Source organism: Stenotrophomonas sp. PUT21, assembly GCF_052232875.1.
In the GTDB taxonomy this organism is placed as follows: Bacteria; Pseudomonadota; Gammaproteobacteria; order Xanthomonadales; family Xanthomonadaceae; genus Stenotrophomonas; species Stenotrophomonas maltophilia_N.
Window position 1 is genome coordinate 3314797 of the sequence record NZ_CP197645.1, and the last position, 19423, is coordinate 3334219.

General features: G+C 67.9%; 16 protein-coding genes. 1 reads left to right on the plus strand and 15 read right to left on the minus strand.

What is annotated here, in order from left to right:
• Position 1: 1 nt before the first annotated feature.
• From ACTT2I_RS15015 to ACTT2I_RS15045, 7 genes are all read right to left on the minus strand, one after another.
• Entirely contained in the window at positions 2–1282 is a 1281-nt protein-coding gene (locus tag ACTT2I_RS15015; RefSeq protein ID WP_421098970.1) for a hypothetical protein, read from the minus strand.
• A gap of 22 nt (positions 1283–1304) precedes the next feature.
• Positions 1305–1913 (minus strand): DUF2242 domain-containing protein, encoded by a 609-nt coding sequence (locus tag ACTT2I_RS15020; RefSeq protein ID WP_421098969.1) that lies wholly within the window; start codon positions 1911–1913, stop codon positions 1305–1307.
• Between the two features lie 130 nt (positions 1914–2043).
• Positions 2044–4221, minus strand: a complete 2178-nt coding sequence (locus ACTT2I_RS15025; protein WP_443096697.1) for a carboxy terminal-processing peptidase — start codon at positions 4219–4221, stop codon at positions 2044–2046.
• A 237-nt stretch (positions 4222–4458) separates the two neighbouring features.
• Complete coding sequence (lipA, locus tag ACTT2I_RS15030; RefSeq protein WP_088434440.1) at positions 4459–5472, minus strand: lipoyl synthase; 1014 nt, start codon at positions 5470–5472, stop codon at positions 4459–4461.
• Between the two features lie 18 nt (positions 5473–5490).
• On the minus strand, positions 5491–6198 hold the full coding sequence (gene lipB / locus ACTT2I_RS15035) for a lipoyl(octanoyl) transferase LipB (protein WP_421098967.1): 708 nt from the start codon (positions 6196–6198) through the stop codon (positions 5491–5493).
• Complete coding sequence (locus tag ACTT2I_RS15040; RefSeq protein WP_088434438.1) at positions 6186–6464, minus strand: DUF493 family protein; 279 nt, start codon at positions 6462–6464, stop codon at positions 6186–6188. The genes lipB and ACTT2I_RS15040 overlap by 13 nt, the downstream gene beginning before the upstream one ends.
• Positions 6465–6557: 93 nt before the next feature.
• A complete protein-coding gene (locus ACTT2I_RS15045) occupies positions 6558–7547 on the minus strand; it encodes a CsgG/HfaB family protein (protein WP_088433831.1) in 990 nt (329 codons plus the stop codon).
• Between the two features lie 313 nt (positions 7548–7860).
• Here ACTT2I_RS15045 and ACTT2I_RS15050 point away from each other — a divergent pair, with 313 nt between their 5' ends.
• On the plus strand, positions 7861–8934 hold the full coding sequence (locus ACTT2I_RS15050) for a lipid A deacylase LpxR family protein (RefSeq protein ID WP_253247715.1): 1074 nt from the start codon (positions 7861–7863) through the stop codon (positions 8932–8934).
• 92 nt (positions 8935–9026) lie between these two features.
• Here the strand turns inward: ACTT2I_RS15050 and ACTT2I_RS15055 are convergent, their stop codons facing one another.
• The 8 genes from ACTT2I_RS15055 to mreC all read right to left on the minus strand — a co-directional run bounded on the left by ACTT2I_RS15055 (position 9027) and on the right by mreC (position 19423).
• On the minus strand, positions 9027–10244 hold the full coding sequence (locus ACTT2I_RS15055; RefSeq protein ID WP_088433830.1) for a D-alanyl-D-alanine carboxypeptidase family protein: 1218 nt from the start codon (positions 10242–10244) through the stop codon (positions 9027–9029).
• A gap of 106 nt (positions 10245–10350) precedes the next feature.
• Entirely contained in the window at positions 10351–11664 is a 1314-nt protein-coding gene (locus ACTT2I_RS15060; RefSeq protein ID WP_421098966.1) for a septal ring lytic transglycosylase RlpA family protein, read from the minus strand.
• On the minus strand, positions 11661–12806 hold the full coding sequence (mltB, locus tag ACTT2I_RS15065; protein WP_421098965.1) for a lytic murein transglycosylase B: 1146 nt from the start codon (positions 12804–12806) through the stop codon (positions 11661–11663). The genes ACTT2I_RS15060 and mltB overlap by 4 nt, the downstream gene beginning before the upstream one ends.
• A gap of 590 nt (positions 12807–13396) precedes the next feature.
• Complete coding sequence (gene rodA, locus ACTT2I_RS15070) at positions 13397–14497, minus strand: rod shape-determining protein RodA (protein WP_293979881.1); 1101 nt, start codon at positions 14495–14497, stop codon at positions 13397–13399.
• A gap of 166 nt (positions 14498–14663) precedes the next feature.
• Positions 14664–15776, minus strand: coding sequence for a rod shape-determining protein RodA (gene rodA, locus ACTT2I_RS15075; RefSeq protein ID WP_088433826.1), 1113 nt, complete (start codon positions 15774–15776; stop codon positions 14664–14666).
• Positions 15773–17833 carry a penicillin-binding protein 2 gene (mrdA, locus tag ACTT2I_RS15080; RefSeq protein ID WP_088433825.1) on the minus strand — a complete coding sequence of 687 codons (2061 nt, stop codon included), beginning with the start codon at positions 17831–17833 and terminating at the stop codon, positions 15773–15775. The genes rodA (ACTT2I_RS15075) and mrdA overlap by 4 nt, the downstream gene beginning before the upstream one ends.
• Position 17834: 1 nt before the next feature.
• Complete coding sequence (gene mreD, locus ACTT2I_RS15085) at positions 17835–18320, minus strand: rod shape-determining protein MreD (RefSeq protein WP_019186042.1); 486 nt, start codon at positions 18318–18320, stop codon at positions 17835–17837.
• Positions 18317–19423, minus strand: coding sequence for a rod shape-determining protein MreC (mreC, locus tag ACTT2I_RS15090; RefSeq protein WP_421098964.1), 1107 nt, complete (start codon positions 19421–19423; stop codon positions 18317–18319). Before mreC ends, mreD begins: the two co-directional genes overlap by 4 nt.

The window sequence follows — 19423 nt, forward strand, 5'->3', positions numbered from 1 at the left end:
ATCACCTTTGCTCAGTTGTCGTGTTGTCTTGCAGGAACGCTGCCGGCGGGGAATCGCACTGGCGAAGGCGTGCGTCGATCCAGCGCCGATACAGCGTGGTATGCAGGTTGTGCAGCCCCAGCTCGATCGCGAACGGCGTGCGCGGGTTGCGATCGAGCAGGCGCGCGATGTGGTACCCGATAGGACGTATACCGCGAGGATGCACGTAAATCAGGAACCCCTGGTAGAACGGATCGTCCAGCAACGCATCCAGTTCCTTCAGCAGCGGTTGCTGTTCGGCCGGCACCTCGCGCCGCCAGATCGGATCGCGCTCGATCAGCAGCCGCTCGAAGCGGCGCGGCCCCGGGCCCGGCATGCGCTGGGCCAGCGACCAGATGCGCCGGTTGATCTGGTCGTAGTGGGCGAAGCCGTCGTGCTCGCGCAGCGCGCGGGCGGCCGCATCACTGACATCGACCACCACGAAGTTCTCGGCCTGGTTGTTGATGTCGTCCAGATACGCGCGCTCGAACACGTGTTCGATGAAACCGGGCGTACCGACGAAGGCCTGCCGCCCGCGTTGCGCGGTCTTCTTCGCTTTGCCGTCGGCCAGGAACGCACCGGCATGCCGGCCGAGCAGGATGCTGTCGGTCTCGTGCAGGGTCAGGAAGGTGCCGATGGAGAGCTCGTCGGCGGAGAACTCGCGATCGAACGCGGCATCGCCGTACAGCTCGCGCTGGGTCGCCAACTGCGCGACCTGGCGGCCGACGCCGCACTCGGCACGCACCCGGCCGTCGTAGAAGGTCTGCAGCGCCGCACTGTTGGCCCCGGCCGGCTGATAGCCGCGCCCGAAGCTGCGGAAGCGCTCCCAGCCCTTGGCCTGCGCGCCACCGGCGCCGAAGCCGATCCAGCCCAGCTGCAACGCCGAGAAGCGGAAGCCGTCGTTGTCCTGCAGCGCGGTAGTGGCGCGGCGCGTGGCCGCGCCGAGCTTGAAGGCATACGCGCAGACCGTGGCCGGCGCATCGAACAGGGTCGGCAGCCACTGCTGCCGCTGGGCCTCTGACCACTGCCGCGGCAACTGCACGCGCAGGTCGCCGGCCGCCTGCGCCTGGCGCAGATCGGCGCGCTCGCAGACCGGTCCGCCGTGCACCTTGGGGGCGTCGATATCGGCTGCAGCGACCTGCCAGCCAAGGTCCTCCAATACGCCCTGCGCACAGGACGCCGCGCTCCACGCGCTGCCTGCCGGGATCAGCCCCAGCAGGACCGCAAGCGCATGGCGGCGCCAACGCCGCGATCCTGTTGCCATGACCTGCCGCACCGCAGCCCGCTCAGTGCAGGGGGGCCGGGGTATCGCTCACCACCGTGGCAGGCGTAGCCTCCACCGCCGCGGCAGGGGCCGGCGTGGGCTCGGGCACGGCCGCCGCAGGCAGATACTGCTGCAGGCGCTCGAAGAAGCGGCGATAGAAGGTGGCGTCCTGCACGGTGCTGCTGGCCACTTTCACCAGCGAGTCGTCATTGCTGCCGAACGGCAGCGACACCGAGCCCAGCGCGCCGACACCCACGCTGGCCGAGGTCGGGCTCTTCTTCAAAGCGTAACGGTCCTGCACCGCGCTGACGAAGACCAGCGCCTGGTCGCCGCGCGGCGCACACGAAATACGCAGCACCAGCTGCTCGTGCTCTTCATCCTTGGGCTGGAAGTTCTTGTTGCCTTCCACCGCGTCATCGCCGGCACGGGCGATCGCATAGCCCTGGCTGAGCAGGGTCCGCCGCGCGGCTTCGCAGGCCTGGGCAGGCGGGCCGGGCACGGTACGCGAATAGGTATCGCCGGAGTCGAACGACTCACGGATCAGGGTGCTGTCGGCGGCGCGGCCGCCACAGGCGGCCAGGGCAGCGAACACCGCCAGCAGCGGGATCGAACGTACACGACGAAAGCGCATGGCCGCTCCTGCGGAAATTCAGCCTCCAAGAATAGACCCGTGCGCGTTGGCAGGAGGTGGATACGCACAGGCCGCCCCGAAGGGCGGCCTGTGGAGTTGTCACCTGTTCAGCTGGCGGTGGCCGCTACGGTCAGTCCGCCCAGCGGCCAACCGCAGTCGACTGCGGCAGCACCTGCGCCGACAGCGGGCGGTCGGCCTCGAGCAGGTTCACCGCATCGGCCAGGATCGCCGCCGACTCGCGCAGCAGCGGATCCGGACGCTTTTCAGCGGCCTTCTCGCGGGCGGCATCCTTGACGATGTCGCGTTCGTTGCCGGTCAGGCCGTCGTCATTGCTGTCGTCGGCCAGCGGGTCCAGATCCAGGCCCAGCTGCTTGCGGATCGCCTGGCGATCGGTGCGCTGCCTGTCCTGCTTCTCACGCTCGGCGCGGCGCTCGGCTTCGTTGAGCGAGATGTACTTCTTGGCCTTCTCGGCGCGGAACTGCTCGACATCCTCGTTCCACCACTGGAATTCCTTGTCGGCGGCGATGCGCGTGTCGTGACGACTCTCCAGCTTGGGCAGCAGCGGGCCGAAATTGCCGTACTGGGTGTGCGGCACGGCGGCGATGCGGGTCCACGGCAGCGCGTTGTCGTAGGTGCTTTCGCCGTACTCGCTGGCGTCCACGCTGGCCGGGAAGGCCAGGTCGGGCACCACGCCCTTGTGCTGGGTGCTGCTGCCGCTGACGCGGAAGAACTGGGCGATGGTCAGCTTGACCTGGCCGAAGCGCTGGGTTTCGCCACTCGGCCAACGGTCGAGGTCGACGATGTTCTGCACGGTGCCCTTGCCGAAGGTGGTCTCACCGATCACCAGGCCACGGCCGTAATCCTGGATCGCACCGGCGAAGATCTCCGAGGCCGAGGCCGAGCCGCGGTTGATCAGCACGGCCAGCGGGCCGTCCCAGGCCACCACATCACTGCGGTCGCTGTTGACGGTGACGCGGCCACCGGATTCGCGCACCTGCACCACCGGGCCCTGTTCGATGAACAGCCCGGTCAGTTCGATCGCTTCATCCAGTGAACCACCGCCGTTGTTGCGCAGGTCCAGCACCACGCCGTCTAGCTTGTCGGCCTTGAAACCGGCCAGCAGCTTGGCCACGTCGCGGGTCGCCGATGCATAGTCGGCGGCGTTGCGGCGGCGGCCTTCGAAATCCTGGTAGAAGGTGGGCAACTTGATCACGCCCACCTTGCGCTCGGGCTCCCCGTCCTTGGCCGGAATGGTCAGGGTCTCGCCCTTGGCGGCCTGTTCGGCCAGGCGCACCTTCTGGCGGGTCAGCACCAGGGTGTGGTGCTTGCCATCCACGCCTTCCTCGGCGGGGATGAATTCCAGGCGGACCTGGGTATCGCTCTTGCCGCGGATCTTGGCCACCACATCATCGATGCGCCAGCCGATCACGTCTTCCAGCGGACCGGACTTGCCCTGGCCGACGCCGACGATGCGGTCGCCCGGCTTGAGCGTGCCATTCACCGCGGCCGGACCACCGGCGATGACCTCGCGGATCACCACCATGTCGTCCTGGCGCTGCAGCTGCGCGCCGATGCCTTCCAGCGACAGCGACATCGCCTGGTTGAAGTTCTCGGCGGTACGCGGGGTGAAGTAATCGGTGTGCGGGTCCACCGCGCTGGTGTAGGCGTTGAGGAAGAACTGGAACACGTCCTCGCCCTTGAGCTCATTGACCGACTTTTCCAGCGTGGCGTAACGCTTGTCCAGCGTCTTGCGGATCTCCGCCGGCTGCTTGCCGGCCAGCTTCAGGCGCAGCCAATCGTTCTTGACCGACTTGCGCCACAGATCGTCCAGTTCGGCGCTGCTCGCGGCCCACGGCACGTCCTTGCGGTCGTACTCGAACTTTTCATCGGTGCTGAAATCGAAATCCTGCTTGAGCAGCTTGCGTGCATAGCCGACACGCTCACCCACGCGCTGCTTGTACACCGCGAACACCTGGAACGCCGGCTCCAGCTCTCCGCCGCGGATCGCGGTGGCGATGTTGGCCTCGAACGGTGCGAAGCGGGTGATGTCGGCCTGGGTGAAGAACTGCTTGCTGCTGTCGAGCGACTCCAGATAGCGCTTGAAGACGTCCTTGGAGGTCGCGGCATCGAGTGCACGCGGCCGGTAGGCGTATCGGCTGTCCGAAAGCAGTCCGTAGACGAGCTTGGAGGTGGTCACCTGGTCGGCCGTGGCCGCCGAGGGCAGCGCGGGCGAATCGGCGTAGGCGGCCAGTGCCATCGGCGCGGTGAGCGCCAGGGCCATCAGGAATGCGGGGGCTTTGAATTTCATGGACTAGCTCGTGGCACCTTGCCAAGGGAGAGACTGCGTGCATTACAGACACCTCGACAGTGCCGAAAGTTGCCGCGTTTGTCACCGGGGCCTTCAGCCTACCGAGGCCGTTGGAGAAATTTGTGAATACCGGGGGCAGCAGCGCGCAGGCACGAGCCTGCGGCCATCCGCGGTTCAGGGCCGCGGCCGGGGAAAGACAGGGGGAATGACAGAACGGGCCCCGAAGGGCCCGCTGGATCAACCGGCGACGCCGGCGTCGGCCGCCTGGCGGTCGGCATGGTAGGACGAGCGCACCATCGGACCGGAAGCGACGTGGCTGAAGCCCAGCGCGTTGCCGTACTCCTCCAGCGCCTTGTATTCCTCGGGGGTCCAGTAACGCAGCACCGGGTGATGATGCGCGGTCGGCTGCAGGTACTGGCCGATCGTGATCATGTCCACGTCATGCTCGCGCAGGTCGCGCAGGGTGGCCTGCACCTGCTCCAGGGTCTCGCCGAGGCCGAGCATGATGCCGGACTTGGTGGCGATCTCCGGGTGCTGGGCCTTGAACTTCTTGAGCAGGGTCAGCGACCACTGATAGTCCGCGCCCGGCCGCACGTTGCGGTACAGGTCCGGCACGGTTTCGATGTTGTGGTTGAACACATCCGGCGGGTTGGTCGCCAGGATCTCCAGCGCGCGCTCCATCCGGCCCTTGCCACGGAAGTCCGGGGTCAGCACTTCGATCTTGGTGTTGGGCGACTTGGCACGGATGGCACCGATGCAGTCGGCGAAGTGCTGGGCACCGCCGTCGCGCAGGTCATCGCGGTCCACGCTGGTCACCACCACATACTTCAGGCCCATATCGGCCACGGTCTGGGACAGGCTGGCCGGCTCGTTGGCATCGGGCGGCTTGGGCCGGCCGTGGGCAACGTCGCAGAACGAGCAGCGGCGGGTGCAGACCTCGCCGAGGATCATGAAGGTCGCGGTGCCGTGGCTGAAGCACTCATGGATGTTGGGGCAGCTGGCTTCCTCGCAGACCGTGACCAGGCGGTTCTCGCGCAGCTTGGCCTTGAGGTTCTGCACGGCGTTGCCGGAGGGAATCCGCACGCGGATCCACGACGGCTTGCGCAGCACCGGCACGTCGGCGAACTGCACCGGCGAGCGGCCGATCTTGTCACCGCCGATCTGTTTGACGCCCGTCTGCAACGGGGCGGCGGACGGCGTGTCGCCCTGCACAACCTGCAGGGGAATGAGGCGAGCGGTGGTTTCAGTCATGGCCTTGGTCGGCGGCGTTCACGCCGCGTCAGTCAAATCGGGTAATTCAGCGGCCGGCTCGAGGGCCAGGCCGAACTGGCGGGCCAGATGGCCCAGCAGCACCGGCGTGACGGCCGCCATGCCGGACGGTCCCCCCAAGTCTACCACCGAGGTCACCTGCAGCCCTTGATAGCCACAGGGGTTGATCCGGCGGAACGGTTCCAGGTCCATGGTCACATTGAAGGACAGGCCATGGAAGGTGCAGCCGCGGCGCACGCGGATGCCGAGCGCAGCGACCTTGGCCCCGCCCACGTAGACCCCGGGCGCGCCCTCCAGGCGCTCGGCGCCGATGTTCCAGTCGCCGAGAGTGTCGATGAGGGCCTGCTCGATGCGGCAGACGTAGTCGCGCACGCCGATCCCGAGCCGCCGCAGCTGCAGCAGCGGGTAGATCACCAGCTGGCCGGGGCCGTGGTAGGTCACCTGGCCGCCGCGGTCGACATGCAGAACGGGAATATCGCCGGGGGCGAGCACGTGCTCGTCCTTGCCGGCCTGGCCCAGCGTGAATACCGGGTCGTGCTCGACCACCCACAGTTCGTCGCGGGTGGCATCGGTGCGGCCATCGGTGAAGCGCTGCATGGCATGCCAGACCGGGGCATAGGGCTGGCGGCCGAGCTCACGCACGAGGGCCGGTTGCGGCGCCCGGTCGCCCGGGGCCGCGGCGGTGGCACAGCTGGCTACAGCGTCCACTTCACTTCCGGATGGTCGCGCAGGGCGGTGTGGGCGGCGTCGTACTGTTCGCGGTTGTCGGCCTTGAACACCAGCCGCACGGACACGTATTTGCCGTTGGACGAGTGTTTCCAGCTGACCCGCTCGGTCAGTACTTCCAGGCCGGCGAGCTCGAGCAGGCGCGGCAGTTCGCGTTCCAGGTCGTTGCCGGCCGCGCCCATGGCGCTGAGTTCGAACTGGCCGGGGAACTGGAAGCCGTGGTCGGGGTTGTCAGACTTGATCTCCATGCGCCCATTATCGGGTCGCACGGCGACAAACCCAAGAGCCTGCATGAATGTGGCCGGAGGTGGCGGCCGTGCGGCGGCCACCTCCGGGCCGGCTCAGCGGGCCAGTTCCATCAGGGTGGAGTTGACCCAGCCCTTGTTGCCCATTTCGTCTTCCACTTCCCACATCGCGCCTTCCTTCAGGCCGGTGGGATACAGCAGCATGCCCGGCTCCAGCGAACGCACGGCCGTGCCGGTGCCCTTGGCGTTGGCCAGCAGGCGGCCCGGCTTGAGCATGGTCGCAGCCTGGCTGACGTTGGTCGCAGCCGGGTTGCCGGACAGGCCACCGAGCTCGCCCACCAGGTTGGTGTAAGCCTGCAGGTACGCCAGGGTGATGACCTGGCCGATTTCGGTGTTGGCATAGCCGCCCACGCCCATGCTGGCCAGGCCGCTGCCACCGAACAGGCTGCCGCGGGCGCCCCAGCCCAGGTCGGTCTTCTTGGAATTGCCTTCGACCACGGCCACCTGTTCGGAGGACCGCACGTCGGTCAGGCTCAAGGTGACGTTGGCGGTCTTGCTGCGCAGGTTGAGGCCGCTGACCACCGAGCCGGCCTTGCCACCCACCAGACCACTGAGCAGGCCACCGATGGCATTGCCGCCGGCATCGCTGTTCTGCGAGATCAGGTCCGGAATCAGGACGTAATCGGCGGCACGCATCTGGCCCTTGCCGACGTTGGAGCGATTGCGCAGTTCACCGTCGGCAGCGAGCGCACGCTCGGCCTGGGATGCGGCCAGGCCCACCCCGCGGTCGACCAGGGTGAAACACTTGGACTTGCTGACGAACACCTTGATCAGACGCGATGGCGCCGGCAACTGCTGCCCGCTCCACCAGTTCACCACGTCTTCCGGCTCGATCACCGCGATCGTGCCCAAGGGCTTGCTGCAGACGGGAATCTCCGCCTGGCCGGCCTGGCTCTGTTCCTGGGCGGAACCGCGGCTGCCGAACGCGTCGCGCAGACCCGCCGACGCCGGCGTGCTGAGGGCCATCAGCCCGGCGCCCAGCGTGGCGCAGGCCAGAAGATGGGCGAGCGAATGTGATTTGATCATCTGTGTCATCCAGCGCTGCCGCCAACGGGCAAGCGCACTCCATGGGTTGAGAGAGGGCCTGCCTGCGCAGACCCGAATCCTTTACGGCGTCCCCTGACGCCTCGCGGAGAATATGGCAAAGCGTTTCCAACCACAACGCCAGCTGACTGAGGGGGCACAGGGGGACCGGCCCGCTGCCGGCGCCACGCAGCAGGGACGGCGTTTCCCGGGACATGCCGGGTTTCGAAACAGACCGATGAACGTGGCGTAGTCGATCCCTCACATCCCTGTCTGTACCGTATCCCGGCAAAAGACGACCGAAACCCATTCTTATATGCCCATCCATCCCAAGCGCTGCGCCGCAGCGCTCGCCCTGTCCGGCCTGATGGCCTCCGCCCTCCCCTTCGCCGCCCAGGCCGCCCCGCAATGCGGGCCCGATGCAATGCGCGAGCACCCGCCGCAGATCAATGTCCGCGTGGACAACGACCTGTTCGGCGGCAAGGACCAGGATCAGGGCTATACCAACGGCGCACAGATCACCTTCGTCTCGCCGAATCTGGTCGATTACACCGACGATCCGTGCCTGCCGCGCCTGGCGCGCTGGGTCAACAGCCATCTGGAGCGGCTGCACCCGGGCGAGTACGAACAGCAGAACATGATCTTCAGCCTGGCCCAGGGGATTTTCACCCCGACCGATTTCACCCGGAAGGACCTGATCGAGGACGACCGGCCGTATGCCGGTGTGCTGATCGGCAGCTTCGGGTACAACGCGCGCCGCGGCGACCGGCTGCAGACCACGCAGCTGGCGGTGGGCGTGGTAGGGCCGTGGGCACAGGGCAAGCAGGTGCAGAACGCGGTGCATGATCTGCTGGGCGATGAGAAGTTCCAGGGCTGGGACAACCAGCTGCACAACGAGCCGGTGTTCATGCTCACGCACGAGCGGATGCGCCGCTGGCCGGCCGATGCCACGGAGAATCTGGGCGGCTGGGGCTGGGATGCGATCAGCCACTACGGTGGTGCGGTGGGCAACCTGGCCACCCACCTCAATGCAGGTGGCGAGGTCCGTTTCGGCTGGAAGCTGCCCGACGACTTCGGCAGTACGCCGCTGCGCCCGGCCGGTGAGAACACGGCACCGACGCGCGGCGGCAAGCCAAGCGGGTGGTCGTGGCATCTGTTCGCGACGACCGATGCGGCGTGGGTGATCCGCGATATCACGCTGGATGGCAATACCTTCCGCAACAGCCACAGCGTGGACAAGCGCCCTGTGGTGGGGACGGCCGGTTACGGCCTGGCGGTGATGCGCGGACGCTGGAAATTCGCGTTGGCCCGTTACCACAGCACGCGCGAATTCGATGGGCAGCGCGAGGCGCCGGTGTTCGGCAGCTTTACGATCAGCCGCTCGATGTAAGGCGACTGTCCGCCGGTGCCAGCCGGTGGCCGCCAGTAAAGAAAAGACCGGCTTTCGCCGGTCTTTTTTTTCATCTGAGGCAGTGGCGCGGATTACTCCGATTCCCACCACATCCAGAAGCTGTCCCACAGGCGCTTGAAGAAGCCGGCTTCTTCCACGGCGGCCACGGCCACCAGCGGGGCCTGGGCGACAACCTGGTTGTCCAGCATCACCTTCAGGGTGCCGACCTGCTGGCCGGCGGTGAACGGGGCTTCCAAGGTCTTGGGCACATCGATGCTCGGCTTGAGATCGTTGTAGCGGCCACGCGGGACACTGACCAGCATCGGCTGGGCCACGCCCAGCTGCAGCTTGTCGGTCGTGCCCTTCCACACCTTGTGCTCGGCCACGACCTTGCCCGGCTCGTACATGCGGTGGGTTTCGAAGAAGCGGAAGCCCCAGTTGAGCAGCGCCAGGCTGTCATCGGCGCGCTGCTTTTCCGAGCCGCCACCGAGCACCACGGCGACCAGACGCTGATCACCGCGCTGGGCCGAACTCATCAGGCAGTAGCCGGCTTCGGAGGTGTGACCGGTCTTGATGCCGTCCACGCTCTGGTCGCGCCACAGCAGCAGGTTGCGGTTGGGCTGGGTGATGTTGCCGACGGTGAATTCCTTCACCTTGTTGTAGGCGTAGGTTTCCGGGTAGTCACGCACCATCGCGCGGCCGAGCAGTGCCAGGTCGTAAGCGGTGGTGTGGTGGCCCGGGGCGCTCAGGCCATGGGCGTTGACGAAGTGGGAATCCTTCATGCCGATCTTGGCGGCGTAGCTGTTCATCAGCGAGGCGAAGGCCTCTTCGCTGCCGGCCACGTGTTCGGCCAGGGCGATCGCGGCATCGTTGCCGGACTGGATCGCCATGCCCTTTTCCATGTCTTCCAGGCGCGCGGTCTGGTTGACCGGGAAGCCGCTGTAGCTGCCGTCGGTGCCGGCGCCGCCCTCGCGCCAGGCGCGTTCGCTCATCATCACCTGGTCGTCGGTACGGACCTTGCCGTTCTTGACCTCGGCGGCCACGACATACGAGGTCATGACTTTGGTGATGCTGGCCGGGGCCAGTTGTTCGTGCACGTTTTCACCGGCCAGGACCTGCCCGGTGGCGTAATCCATCAGGATCCAGGCCTTGGAGACGCTGGGCTTGGGCGCCGGCGGGGTGGCCACGGTGGCCGGCGCGGCGGCGGCGGGAGCAGGCGCCGGTGCCGGGGTCGGCAGGGGGGTCTGGGCGGAAACCATGCCCACGAACAGGGTCGTGGCCATGGCAGCGGCGGCAAAGCGGAATTTCATCGGACAGCAAGCTCCTGGAGGGCGCCAAGGGGTGGATGAGGGATAGCGGGCATTGTAGGCCCAAGGAGCGGCGGCACGCGCTGGCGTGCCGCGGGCAGTGGAAGGCTCAGTCCTTCACGATCTGCGGCGCCCCGAAGCCCAGACCGGCAATCCGGCCGGCAAGTTCCGAGGCGCTGGCATGGTCGGGGGCCGGGACGCGCAGGCGCCACAGGGTGCGCCCGCCACTGACGATGTCACTGATGCTGGCCCCGGCGATGCCGGCCGAGGACAGCTGGCCAAGCGCGCGCGTGGCGTTGTCGCGGCTGGCGAAGCTGGCGACCTGCAGCAGCACGCTGCCGAGCACCTGCTGGGAAAGTGTCGCGCTGGGCGCCGGCGCCGGGCGTGCGGCGGGTGCGGCGGCGGGCAACGCGGCCACCGCGACCGGGGCGCTGTTCACGCTGGCGGCCTGGGTGGTGGCGGGCTTGCCGGTGGCCACGCGTACGCCGTTGTCGCGCATCCAGTGATCGAAGTTGTCGGCGTTGCCGGGCTTGGCCGAATCGGCAACGCGGTAGCGGTACTGCTCGCCGGCCGGTTTGGCGGCGGCGGTCGCCGTGGCGGCGGGCAGCTTGCCGACCAGCGCATCCATCTCGCTGGCGCTGCGTGCCGCGGCAGCGGTGGAGGTCGCCGCCGCCGCAGCGGCCGCGACTTCGCGGCGCTCGCGGCGGCTGGGCTTGTCGACCATCAGGTTGTCATCCCCCGGGGCCAGCGCGCGGACTTCCACGTTGCCGGTGCCGCGCTGGGTGATGCCCAGGCGCACGGCGGCGGCATAGCTGAGGTCGACCACGCGGCCATCGTGGAACGGGCCGCGATCGTTGACGCGCACGATCACCGATTCGCCGTTGTCCAGGTTGGTGACCCGGGCGAAGCTCGGCAGCGGCAGCGTCTTATGCGCGGCGGTGAAGGCGTACATGTCGTACACCTCGCGGTTGGAGGTCAGGCGCCCGTGGAACTTGGCGCCGTAGTACGAGGCGGTGCCCTTCTCGGCGTAGCCGCGGGTTTTGTCCATCACCTGGTACTGCTTGCCCAGCACGACATACGGCGATTTGTTGCCGATCGGCGAGCGCGGCAGGTCAACCACTTCCGGCTCGGGGATGCAGGCCACGTTCGGGATGTAGGTGGGCGTGCTGTCATTCACGCCGGGCTTGTACAGGCCACCGGCGCGGTAGTCACCGCGCGTGCTCGGATCTTCTGCGGCGGCCTTGTAGGGCGAACCGTCAGGGCAATGCGCCGGGCGCCCGCCCTTGCCCTGCACCACCGCACCGGACGGCTTGCTGCTGCCGGCGCTGCTGCCACCGGGTTTCTTCGGCGCACTGCTGCAGGCGGCCAGTGCCAGTATCAACAGACCCGGGATCAGCCATCTGGAGCGTGCGATCGTGTTCATGCCGGCGGCAACTCCTGTCCGGCGATGGCCTGGGACAACTGGTACACGGCCATCGCGTACATTTTCGAGAGGTTGTAGCGGGTAATGGCGTAATAGTTCTGGAAGCCCAGCCAGTACTGCTTGCCGGTGCTGCCTTCCAGCGTGATCGGGGTGGCGGTCAGGCCGGCCGCGACCGGCACGCTGGGCTGGTAACCCCGTTGGGCCAGCTGCGGCAACGTCCAGGTCGGCGCCCATTCGGTCGGATTGAATTCCTCACGACCGGCCTGCAGCGTCGCCGGCACGGCGACCGGGCCACCGCGGACCCAACCGCCCTTCTTGACGAAGTAGTTGGCGATCGAGGAGAACACGTCGTCGTAGCTGGTGAACAGATCGCGGCGGCCATCGCCGTTGCCGTCCACCGCATAGTCGAGGTAGCTGGAGGGCATGAACTGCCCCATGCCCATCGCGCCGGCGTAGCTGCCCTTGATCGCGGTGATGTCCAGCTTCTCGTCGCGGGTCAGCGCGAACAGCTGTGACAACTCGTCGCGGAAGAACAGTTCGCGGCGCACTTCGCGTTCCAGCTTGGCCGGGTCGCCGCTGCGCGGGTACTTGAAGGCCAGCGTGTACAGGGCATCGAGCACGCGGTAATTGCCGGTGTTGCCGCCATAGCTGGTTTCCACGCCGATGATCGCCACGATCACTTCGGCCGGCACGCCGGTGCGCTGCTGCACGCGCATCAGCTCATCGCGGTGCTGGGCGAGGAATTTCCTGCCGCCCTCGATCCGCGCCTGGCTGATGAACATCGGCCGGTATTCGTTCCAGGGTTTGACCCGCTCGGCCGGGCGCGACATCGCGGCGATGATCGGATCACGGATCTGCGCCTGGGCCAGGGTCGCTTCGATCTGCGCGGCGGGAATGCCGTAACGGGCCGCGGTGTCGCGCACGAAGTTGGCGCGGGCCACCTCGAACGGCACCGGGGTCAAGTCGACCGGGGCGGCATTGGCACCGGCGGCCTCGGGAGCGGCTTCGGCCGGCCCTTTGTTGCCCGCCGCTGGCGTGACAGGGACACCCGAGGCCTGCGGCGTCGGTGAAGGAGTCTGCGGCTGGGTCGCACAAGCGACCAAACCGAGCGTGAGCATGCAGGCCAGGGAGCGTCGAATCATCGCGGCAGGTTAGCAGGTCATGGATGAATTAAAACCCCTAAGACCATGAATCTCAACGGATTGCCTGAGTTTCTTCGCGACCGTTAAGCCCGCGTGTAGAGAGGCGCGACCTCCCCTGCCCATTCATGTTCTGACGCCGTGGTGTCCAGCGTGCGCCGATGCAGTGAGGCCTCAACTCCGTTCACCGGCGAGACCCGACGAAGCGCCATGGAGCAACGTACGTCTCACTTTTGAGAAAGATGCGGTAGGCACAAGAGGTCTGCCGGTTGCGTCCCCATCCCCGCAGACGCAACCGGCCAAACCGGACCCGGTCGGCAGCGGCGTGGCGCGCATCTCCCCAGCGCGCGCCTCGCCCCTCTACCTGTGAGGCCAACTACTCCCCGCCAGACTCCCCCTCCGCGATGCTTGGCTCAGCGCGTCGTTGTTGGCGGGCCGCCATTGTGCAGGCCGTTTACGACAAGTCCATTGATCGAGATCAAGTCACTTCATATCTGTGCGCCACTTCTCACTTTTGTCTCGGCGCGTTGACATTGTTTGCACCTGAAACCGTTTCCGTATGCTGGGCTGCGCAAGGGCTGGCGCAGGATCACTCATGTCGCATGCACCGGCTGATGCTGCCGCGCCGCCATCACCAACCCGAAACTGGCCAGCAGCGATACCGCCGAGGTGCCGCCATAGCTGATCAGCGGCATCGGCACGCCCACCACCGGCAGCAGACCCGAAATCATGCCGCCGTTGACTACCACGTAGACGAAGAACACCAAGCCGGTGGTGCCCACCAGCAGGCGTGAGTAACCGCAGCGCGATTGGCTGGCGATCCACAGGCAGCGTGCGGTGACGAACAGGAAGAGGCTGAGCACCACCGCCACGCCCACCCAGCCGAACTCCTCGGCCAACACCGAGAAGGCGAAGTCGGTGGTGTACTCGGGCAGGAAATCCAGCGTCGCCTGGGTGCCCTGCCCCCAGCCTTTGCCATGCAGGCCGCCCGAGCCGATCGCGATCTTGGACTGGATGATGTTCCAGCCCGTGCCCAGCGGATCGTTCTCGGGATACAGGAAGGTCAGCACGCGATCCTTCTGGTACTGGCGCAGCAGGCCGAACCAGGCCAGTGGCGCGGCCACCGACAGCCCCCCCAGCGCCACGGCCATCCACCACCAGCGCAGCCCTGCCAGCAGCAGCGCGAACACGCCACTGGCGGTCACCAGGGTGGCCGTGCCCAGGTTGGGCTGCAGCAGGATCAGCACCGCCGGGCCACCGATCAACACGGCGGCGGTCAGCACCGCACGCGGCCGCGGCGGCAACGGCTGCTTGTGCAGGTACCAGGCCATCATCATCGGCAGGCTGAGCTTGAGCAGCTCGGAAGGCTGCAGATAGAACACGCCCAGATTCAACCAGCGCTGGCCGTATTTGCCGGTGCCGACCACATACACCGCCAGCAACGGCAGCAGGGACAGCGTGTAGATCCATGGCGACCACGCGCGCAGCGTCACCACCGGCAGCCGCGACAGTCCCCACAGCGCGGCAAGGCCGGCACCGTAGCGCATCGCCTGCGCATGCACGGGCCCGTCCACGCTGTGCAGCACGGCCAGGCCGGCCACCATCAGCAGACACAATGCGCCCAGCAGCGGCAGGTCCAGCGTACGGAAAAAGAAATGGAACACGGCGCGTGCGCGCTGCAGTAGTTCGACCATGCGGACGACTCCTGTGGATGACGCGACGCACAGCAGGAGGCGACACGGCGAACAGAAAGCGGACCCGCGATGCGGGCCGGCGCGAGCGCAGGACCGTAACACGCGCGGGCGCCCCAATCCTTAGCCGACACGTACCGCCGGGGCGCGGCGTACGCCGCGCGCGCCCTCAGCCGTAGCCGCCGTGCACCGGATTGTGGCGACGCACCGCCATCACCAGACCGAAGCCGGCCAGCAGCGACACCGCCGAGGTGCCGCCGTAACTGATCAGCGGCATGGGAACACCGACCACCGGCAACAGCCCGGAAATCATGCCGCCGTTGACCAGCACATAGACGAAGAACGCCAACCCGGTCGCGCCGGCCAACAGCCGCGAATAGGAGTCGCGCGACTGCGAGGCGATCCACAGGCAGCGCCCGATCACCACCAGGTACAACGCAAGCACGAGGGCCACGCCGATCCAGCCGAACTCTTCGCTGAGCACGGAGAAGGCGAAGTCGGTGGTCTGTTCGGGAATGAAGTTCAGGTGCGACTGCGAGCCCTGGCCCCAGCCCTTGCCGTCCAAGCCGCCCGAGCCGATCGCGATCTTGGACTGGATGATGTTCCAGCCCGCACCGAGCGCATCGCTCTCCGGGTCCATGAACATCATGATGCGGTCCTTCTGGTACGGCCGCAGCAGCCAGAACCAGGCCACCGGCGCGGCCGCGGCGACACCGCCGACCGCCACCCCCACCCACCACCATGGCAGCCCCGCCAGCAGCAGCACGAACGCACCGCTGGCGGCGATCAGCACGCCGGTGCCGAAGTCCGGCTGCAGCATCACCAGTCCGGTCGGCACGCCGATGATCACCGCGCTGGTCAACACCGTGGAGAAGCGCGGCGGCAACGGCATGCGATGCAGATACCAGGCCACCATCATCGGCAGACTGACCTTGAGCAGCTCGGCCGGCTGCAGGTAGAACAGCTTCAGATCCAGCCATTGCCGGCCGTACTTGCCGGTGCCGAGCACGAACACGGCCAGCAGCGGAATCATCGACACCGCATAGATCAGCGGCGTCGCCGAACGGATGCGCAGGATCGACACGCGGGAGATCGCCCACATCGCGGCCAGGCCGACCGCGAAACGCGCGCCCTGTGCGAACACCAGTCCATCGCCGCCGGCGCTCTTGAGCACCGCCAGGCCGATCAGCATCAGCGCGCCCAGGGCCAGGCACAGCACCCAGTCCAGCGAGCTGCTGAAACGGACGGCCATGTCGACCGCCCAGCGCAGGAAGACCTTCATCGTGGCCGCTCCGGTGCGGTCGGGGGCGCGGTGGCAGTGGGCACGGGGGCGCCCGGGTCCGGCGCGGGCGCTGGGGCGGGCACACCCACCACGACCGGCATCAGCTCCAGCGCAGCCACCGCCGCATCGCCGGCTTCGCGCGCCGCGCCGTCGCCACCATCGAAGGCGGTGATGCCGATCGCGGTGGTGCCGCGCTCGCTGTCCAGCGGTTCCAGACCGTCGGGCATCTTGCCGAGCAGCCAGGCATCGAAGATCTTGCGTGCGATCGGTGCCGCCGCCGAGCCGCCGTAACCACCGCCCTCGACCGCGATCGCCACGGCGATGACCGGGTTGTCGGCCGGCGCGAAGCCCACGAACAGCGCGCGGTGGCGCAGGTGCAGCGGCAGGCTGCGCGGATTGACCGCGGCCGTGCCACGGCGGCTGATCACCTGCGCGGTACCGGTCTTGCCGGCCATCACGTACGGCGCGCCCGCGGCCGCACGCGCGCCACTGCCGCCCGGCTGCATGGTGCCCATCATGCCCTCGCGCACGGCCTGCAGATTGCTCGGCGTGGGGCTGATCGGCTTGCTCTCGCCCGGCGGCGTGGCCGTCCAGTCCGCGTCGAACCCGGCGCGCTGCTGCATCACCAGGTGCGGCTGGCGCAGCTGGCCATCGGCGATCCCGGCCACGCCATGCACCAGCTGCAGCGGGGTGACCTTCCAGTCGCCCTGGCCGATGCTGACGTTGACCGTGTCGCCGGGATACCAGCGTTCCTTGCGCGATTTGTACTTGGCCGCCGGCGAAGGCAGGATGCCGCCGATCTCACCGGTCAGGTCGATGCCGGTCGGCGCACCGAACCCGTAATAGCCCATGTAGTGGTCGAAGCGTTCGATGCCCAGATCCAGCGCGAGCTTGTAGTAGTACGTATTGACGGACTGGGTGATCGACTTGCGCAGATCGGTCCAGCCATGGCCGCCACGGTTGGCATCGCCCCAGCCCCGCGAGGTACCCGGCAGATAGAACATGCCGGTGGAGAGGATCTTGTCTTCCGGCCGGCGCACGCCGCTGTCCAGCCCGGCCAAGCCGATCAACGGCTTGATCGTGGAGCCCGGCGCGACGCCGCCCAGCACGAGGCGGTTGAACTGCGGCCGCGACGGGTTGTCGTTGAGCGCCTTGAAATCGGCGTGCGAGATGCCGTTGACGAACAGGTTGGGGTCGTATGAGGGCAGGCTGACCATCGCCAGCACCTCGCCGGTGCGCGGGTCCATCGCCACCGCCGCGCCCTCGAACTCGCCGAAGGCGGCCACCATCGCGCGCTGCAGATCGGCGTCGATGGACAGCCGCAGATCGCTGCCGGACTGCGCCGCGACCCGGCCGATGGTGCGGATCGCGCGGCCCTGCACGTTGGTCTCGACCTGCTCGTAACCGACCTTGCCGCGCAGCTGCTGCTCGTAATAGCGCTCCAGCCCGGACTTGCCGATGTGGGTCAGCGCGGCATTGCCTTCGCCCAGCATCTCCAGGTCCTTGTCATCCACCCGGCCGACGTAGCCGATGATGTGCGCGAACAGATCGCCATAGGGATAGCGACGGGTCAGGTAGGGCTCCAGCTCCACGCCGGGGAAGCGCCAGCGATCCACCGCGAAGCGCGCCATCTCCTCATCGGTGACGCGCAGCTTGAGTGTGACCGGCAGGAAGCTGCGGCGGGCCTTGCGCGACTTGTTGAACGTCTCGATGTCTTCCGGGCTGAGCGCGAGGATGTTGGACAGGCCGGCCAGGGTGGCGTCCATGTCCTTGACCTTGTCCGGGGTGATGTCCAGGCGGAACGCGGGCACGTTCTCGGCCAGCAGCCGGCCGTTGCGGTCGTAGATCATCCCGCGCCCCGGCACCACCGGCCGCGGCTTGATCCGGTTGGCTTCCGAGCGCGTGGCGTAGATGTCGTGGTCCATCACCTGCAGCTTGAAGTACCAGCCGCCCAGCCCGACCAGGCACACCAGGACGCCGAGGAAGCCCAGCGCGGCGCGGCGCCGGAACTGTTCTGCCTCGGCATGCGGATTCTTGGCCTGGCGGCGCATGTACATGTCAGCGCCCGCGTCGCCCGAAGCGCAGCGCGTCCAGCAGCACGAACACCAGCGGCCACAGCGCCATGCCCAGCAGCGGCGCCCACCAGTACGACCACGGCAGGGTCGGCTCGCCGACCACGATGTGCACCACCGCGCTGACGATGCGGTCGTTGAACAGCAGCCCGCCGATCGCCAGGATCTGCTGGGACATCGGGAAGAAGCGGATCCGCGCGCGGAAGCGCTGCAGGATGAAGGTCAGGATCACCAGCCGCAGCGCCTGCTCGCCGAGCACGCCGCCGTAGAGCAGATCGGCGATCACGCCGCTGGCGAAGGCGATGCCCAGCCCGACCCGGTCCGGCGTTTCGATCACCCAATAGGCCAGCACCAGCGCCAGCCAGTACGGCCGCAGCGGCTGCAGCAGCGCCGGCAACGGCAGCAGGCCAAGCAGCAGCGCCACCACCAGACTGACCGGCAGCACCCAGGGTTTATCGCGCAGGCGGCTCATCGTTGTTCCTCCGGCGGCGTGGCGCCGGTTTCAGGCGCGGGCGCGGGCGATGCCGTGGCCCGACGCGGGACCGCCACCGGTACCGGCGCGGCCGGGCCGGGCCGGTTGGCCTGCGGCACGTTGGCCGGCACGCTCGTCGGTGCGGTGCCTGCGGGGGGAGCGCCAGCCGGTGCCGCGCTGCCCGCCGGACGACCGTCCTGCAGCGGCGATGCCGCCGGGCCACCCGCTTCAGCGGCGTCGCGGCGCAGGTTCGGCGGAAGATGGATCGCTTCGCCCGGACGCAGCAGCAGGACGTCGCGGCCACGGTCGAGCTGGGCGGCCGGCTTCAGTTCGCCGACCAGGAAGGCATGGGTGTCATCCGGACGCAGCGCGGTGATGCTGCCGACCGGGAAGCCGGCCGGGAAGCGGCCGCCCAATCCGGAGGTGACGATCTCATCGCCGACTTCCACCCCGGCACTGAGCGGGATATCGCGCAGTTCCAACTTGTCGCCGCGGCCATAGACGATCAGCCGCACGCCGTTGCGGGCCACGGTGACCGGCACGGCATGATCGGGGTCGGTGAGCAGCAGCACCGTCGCGCTGTTGCCGGTGGTGGCGATCACCTGGCCCATCAGGCCACCGGCGTCGATCACCGCCTGGCCGACGTGCACGCCGTCACGGGTACCGGCGGCCAGCACCAGGCGCTGGCGCACCGGGTCCAGGTCGATATCCAGGATCGGGGCAAGCTGTACGTCCAGCCCGCTGCGCTCGGCCACGTTGAGCAGTTCGCGCAGCTGGGCGTTGTCCAGCGCGGCGGTCTGCAGGCGGGTCAGGCGCGCATTGGCGATCAACAGCTGGTTGCGCAGCTCGCGGTTCTCGGTGACGAGCTGGCCGTGGCTGGCCGCGTTGTCCTTGACCTGGGTGCCGAGCCGGCCCGGCAGGCCGGCCAGTGCCCACACCGGCTGCACCAGCACGTTGGCCTGCGCGCGCAGGCGCGACAGCCAGCCGGCCTGGTCATCGAGCACGATCAGGGTGATGGCCAGGGCCAGGTAAGCGAGCAGGCGCAGGGGACTGGCGGCATCGCCCTGGCGGGAGGCTACGGGAGGACCGGCGTAAGGCGGCAC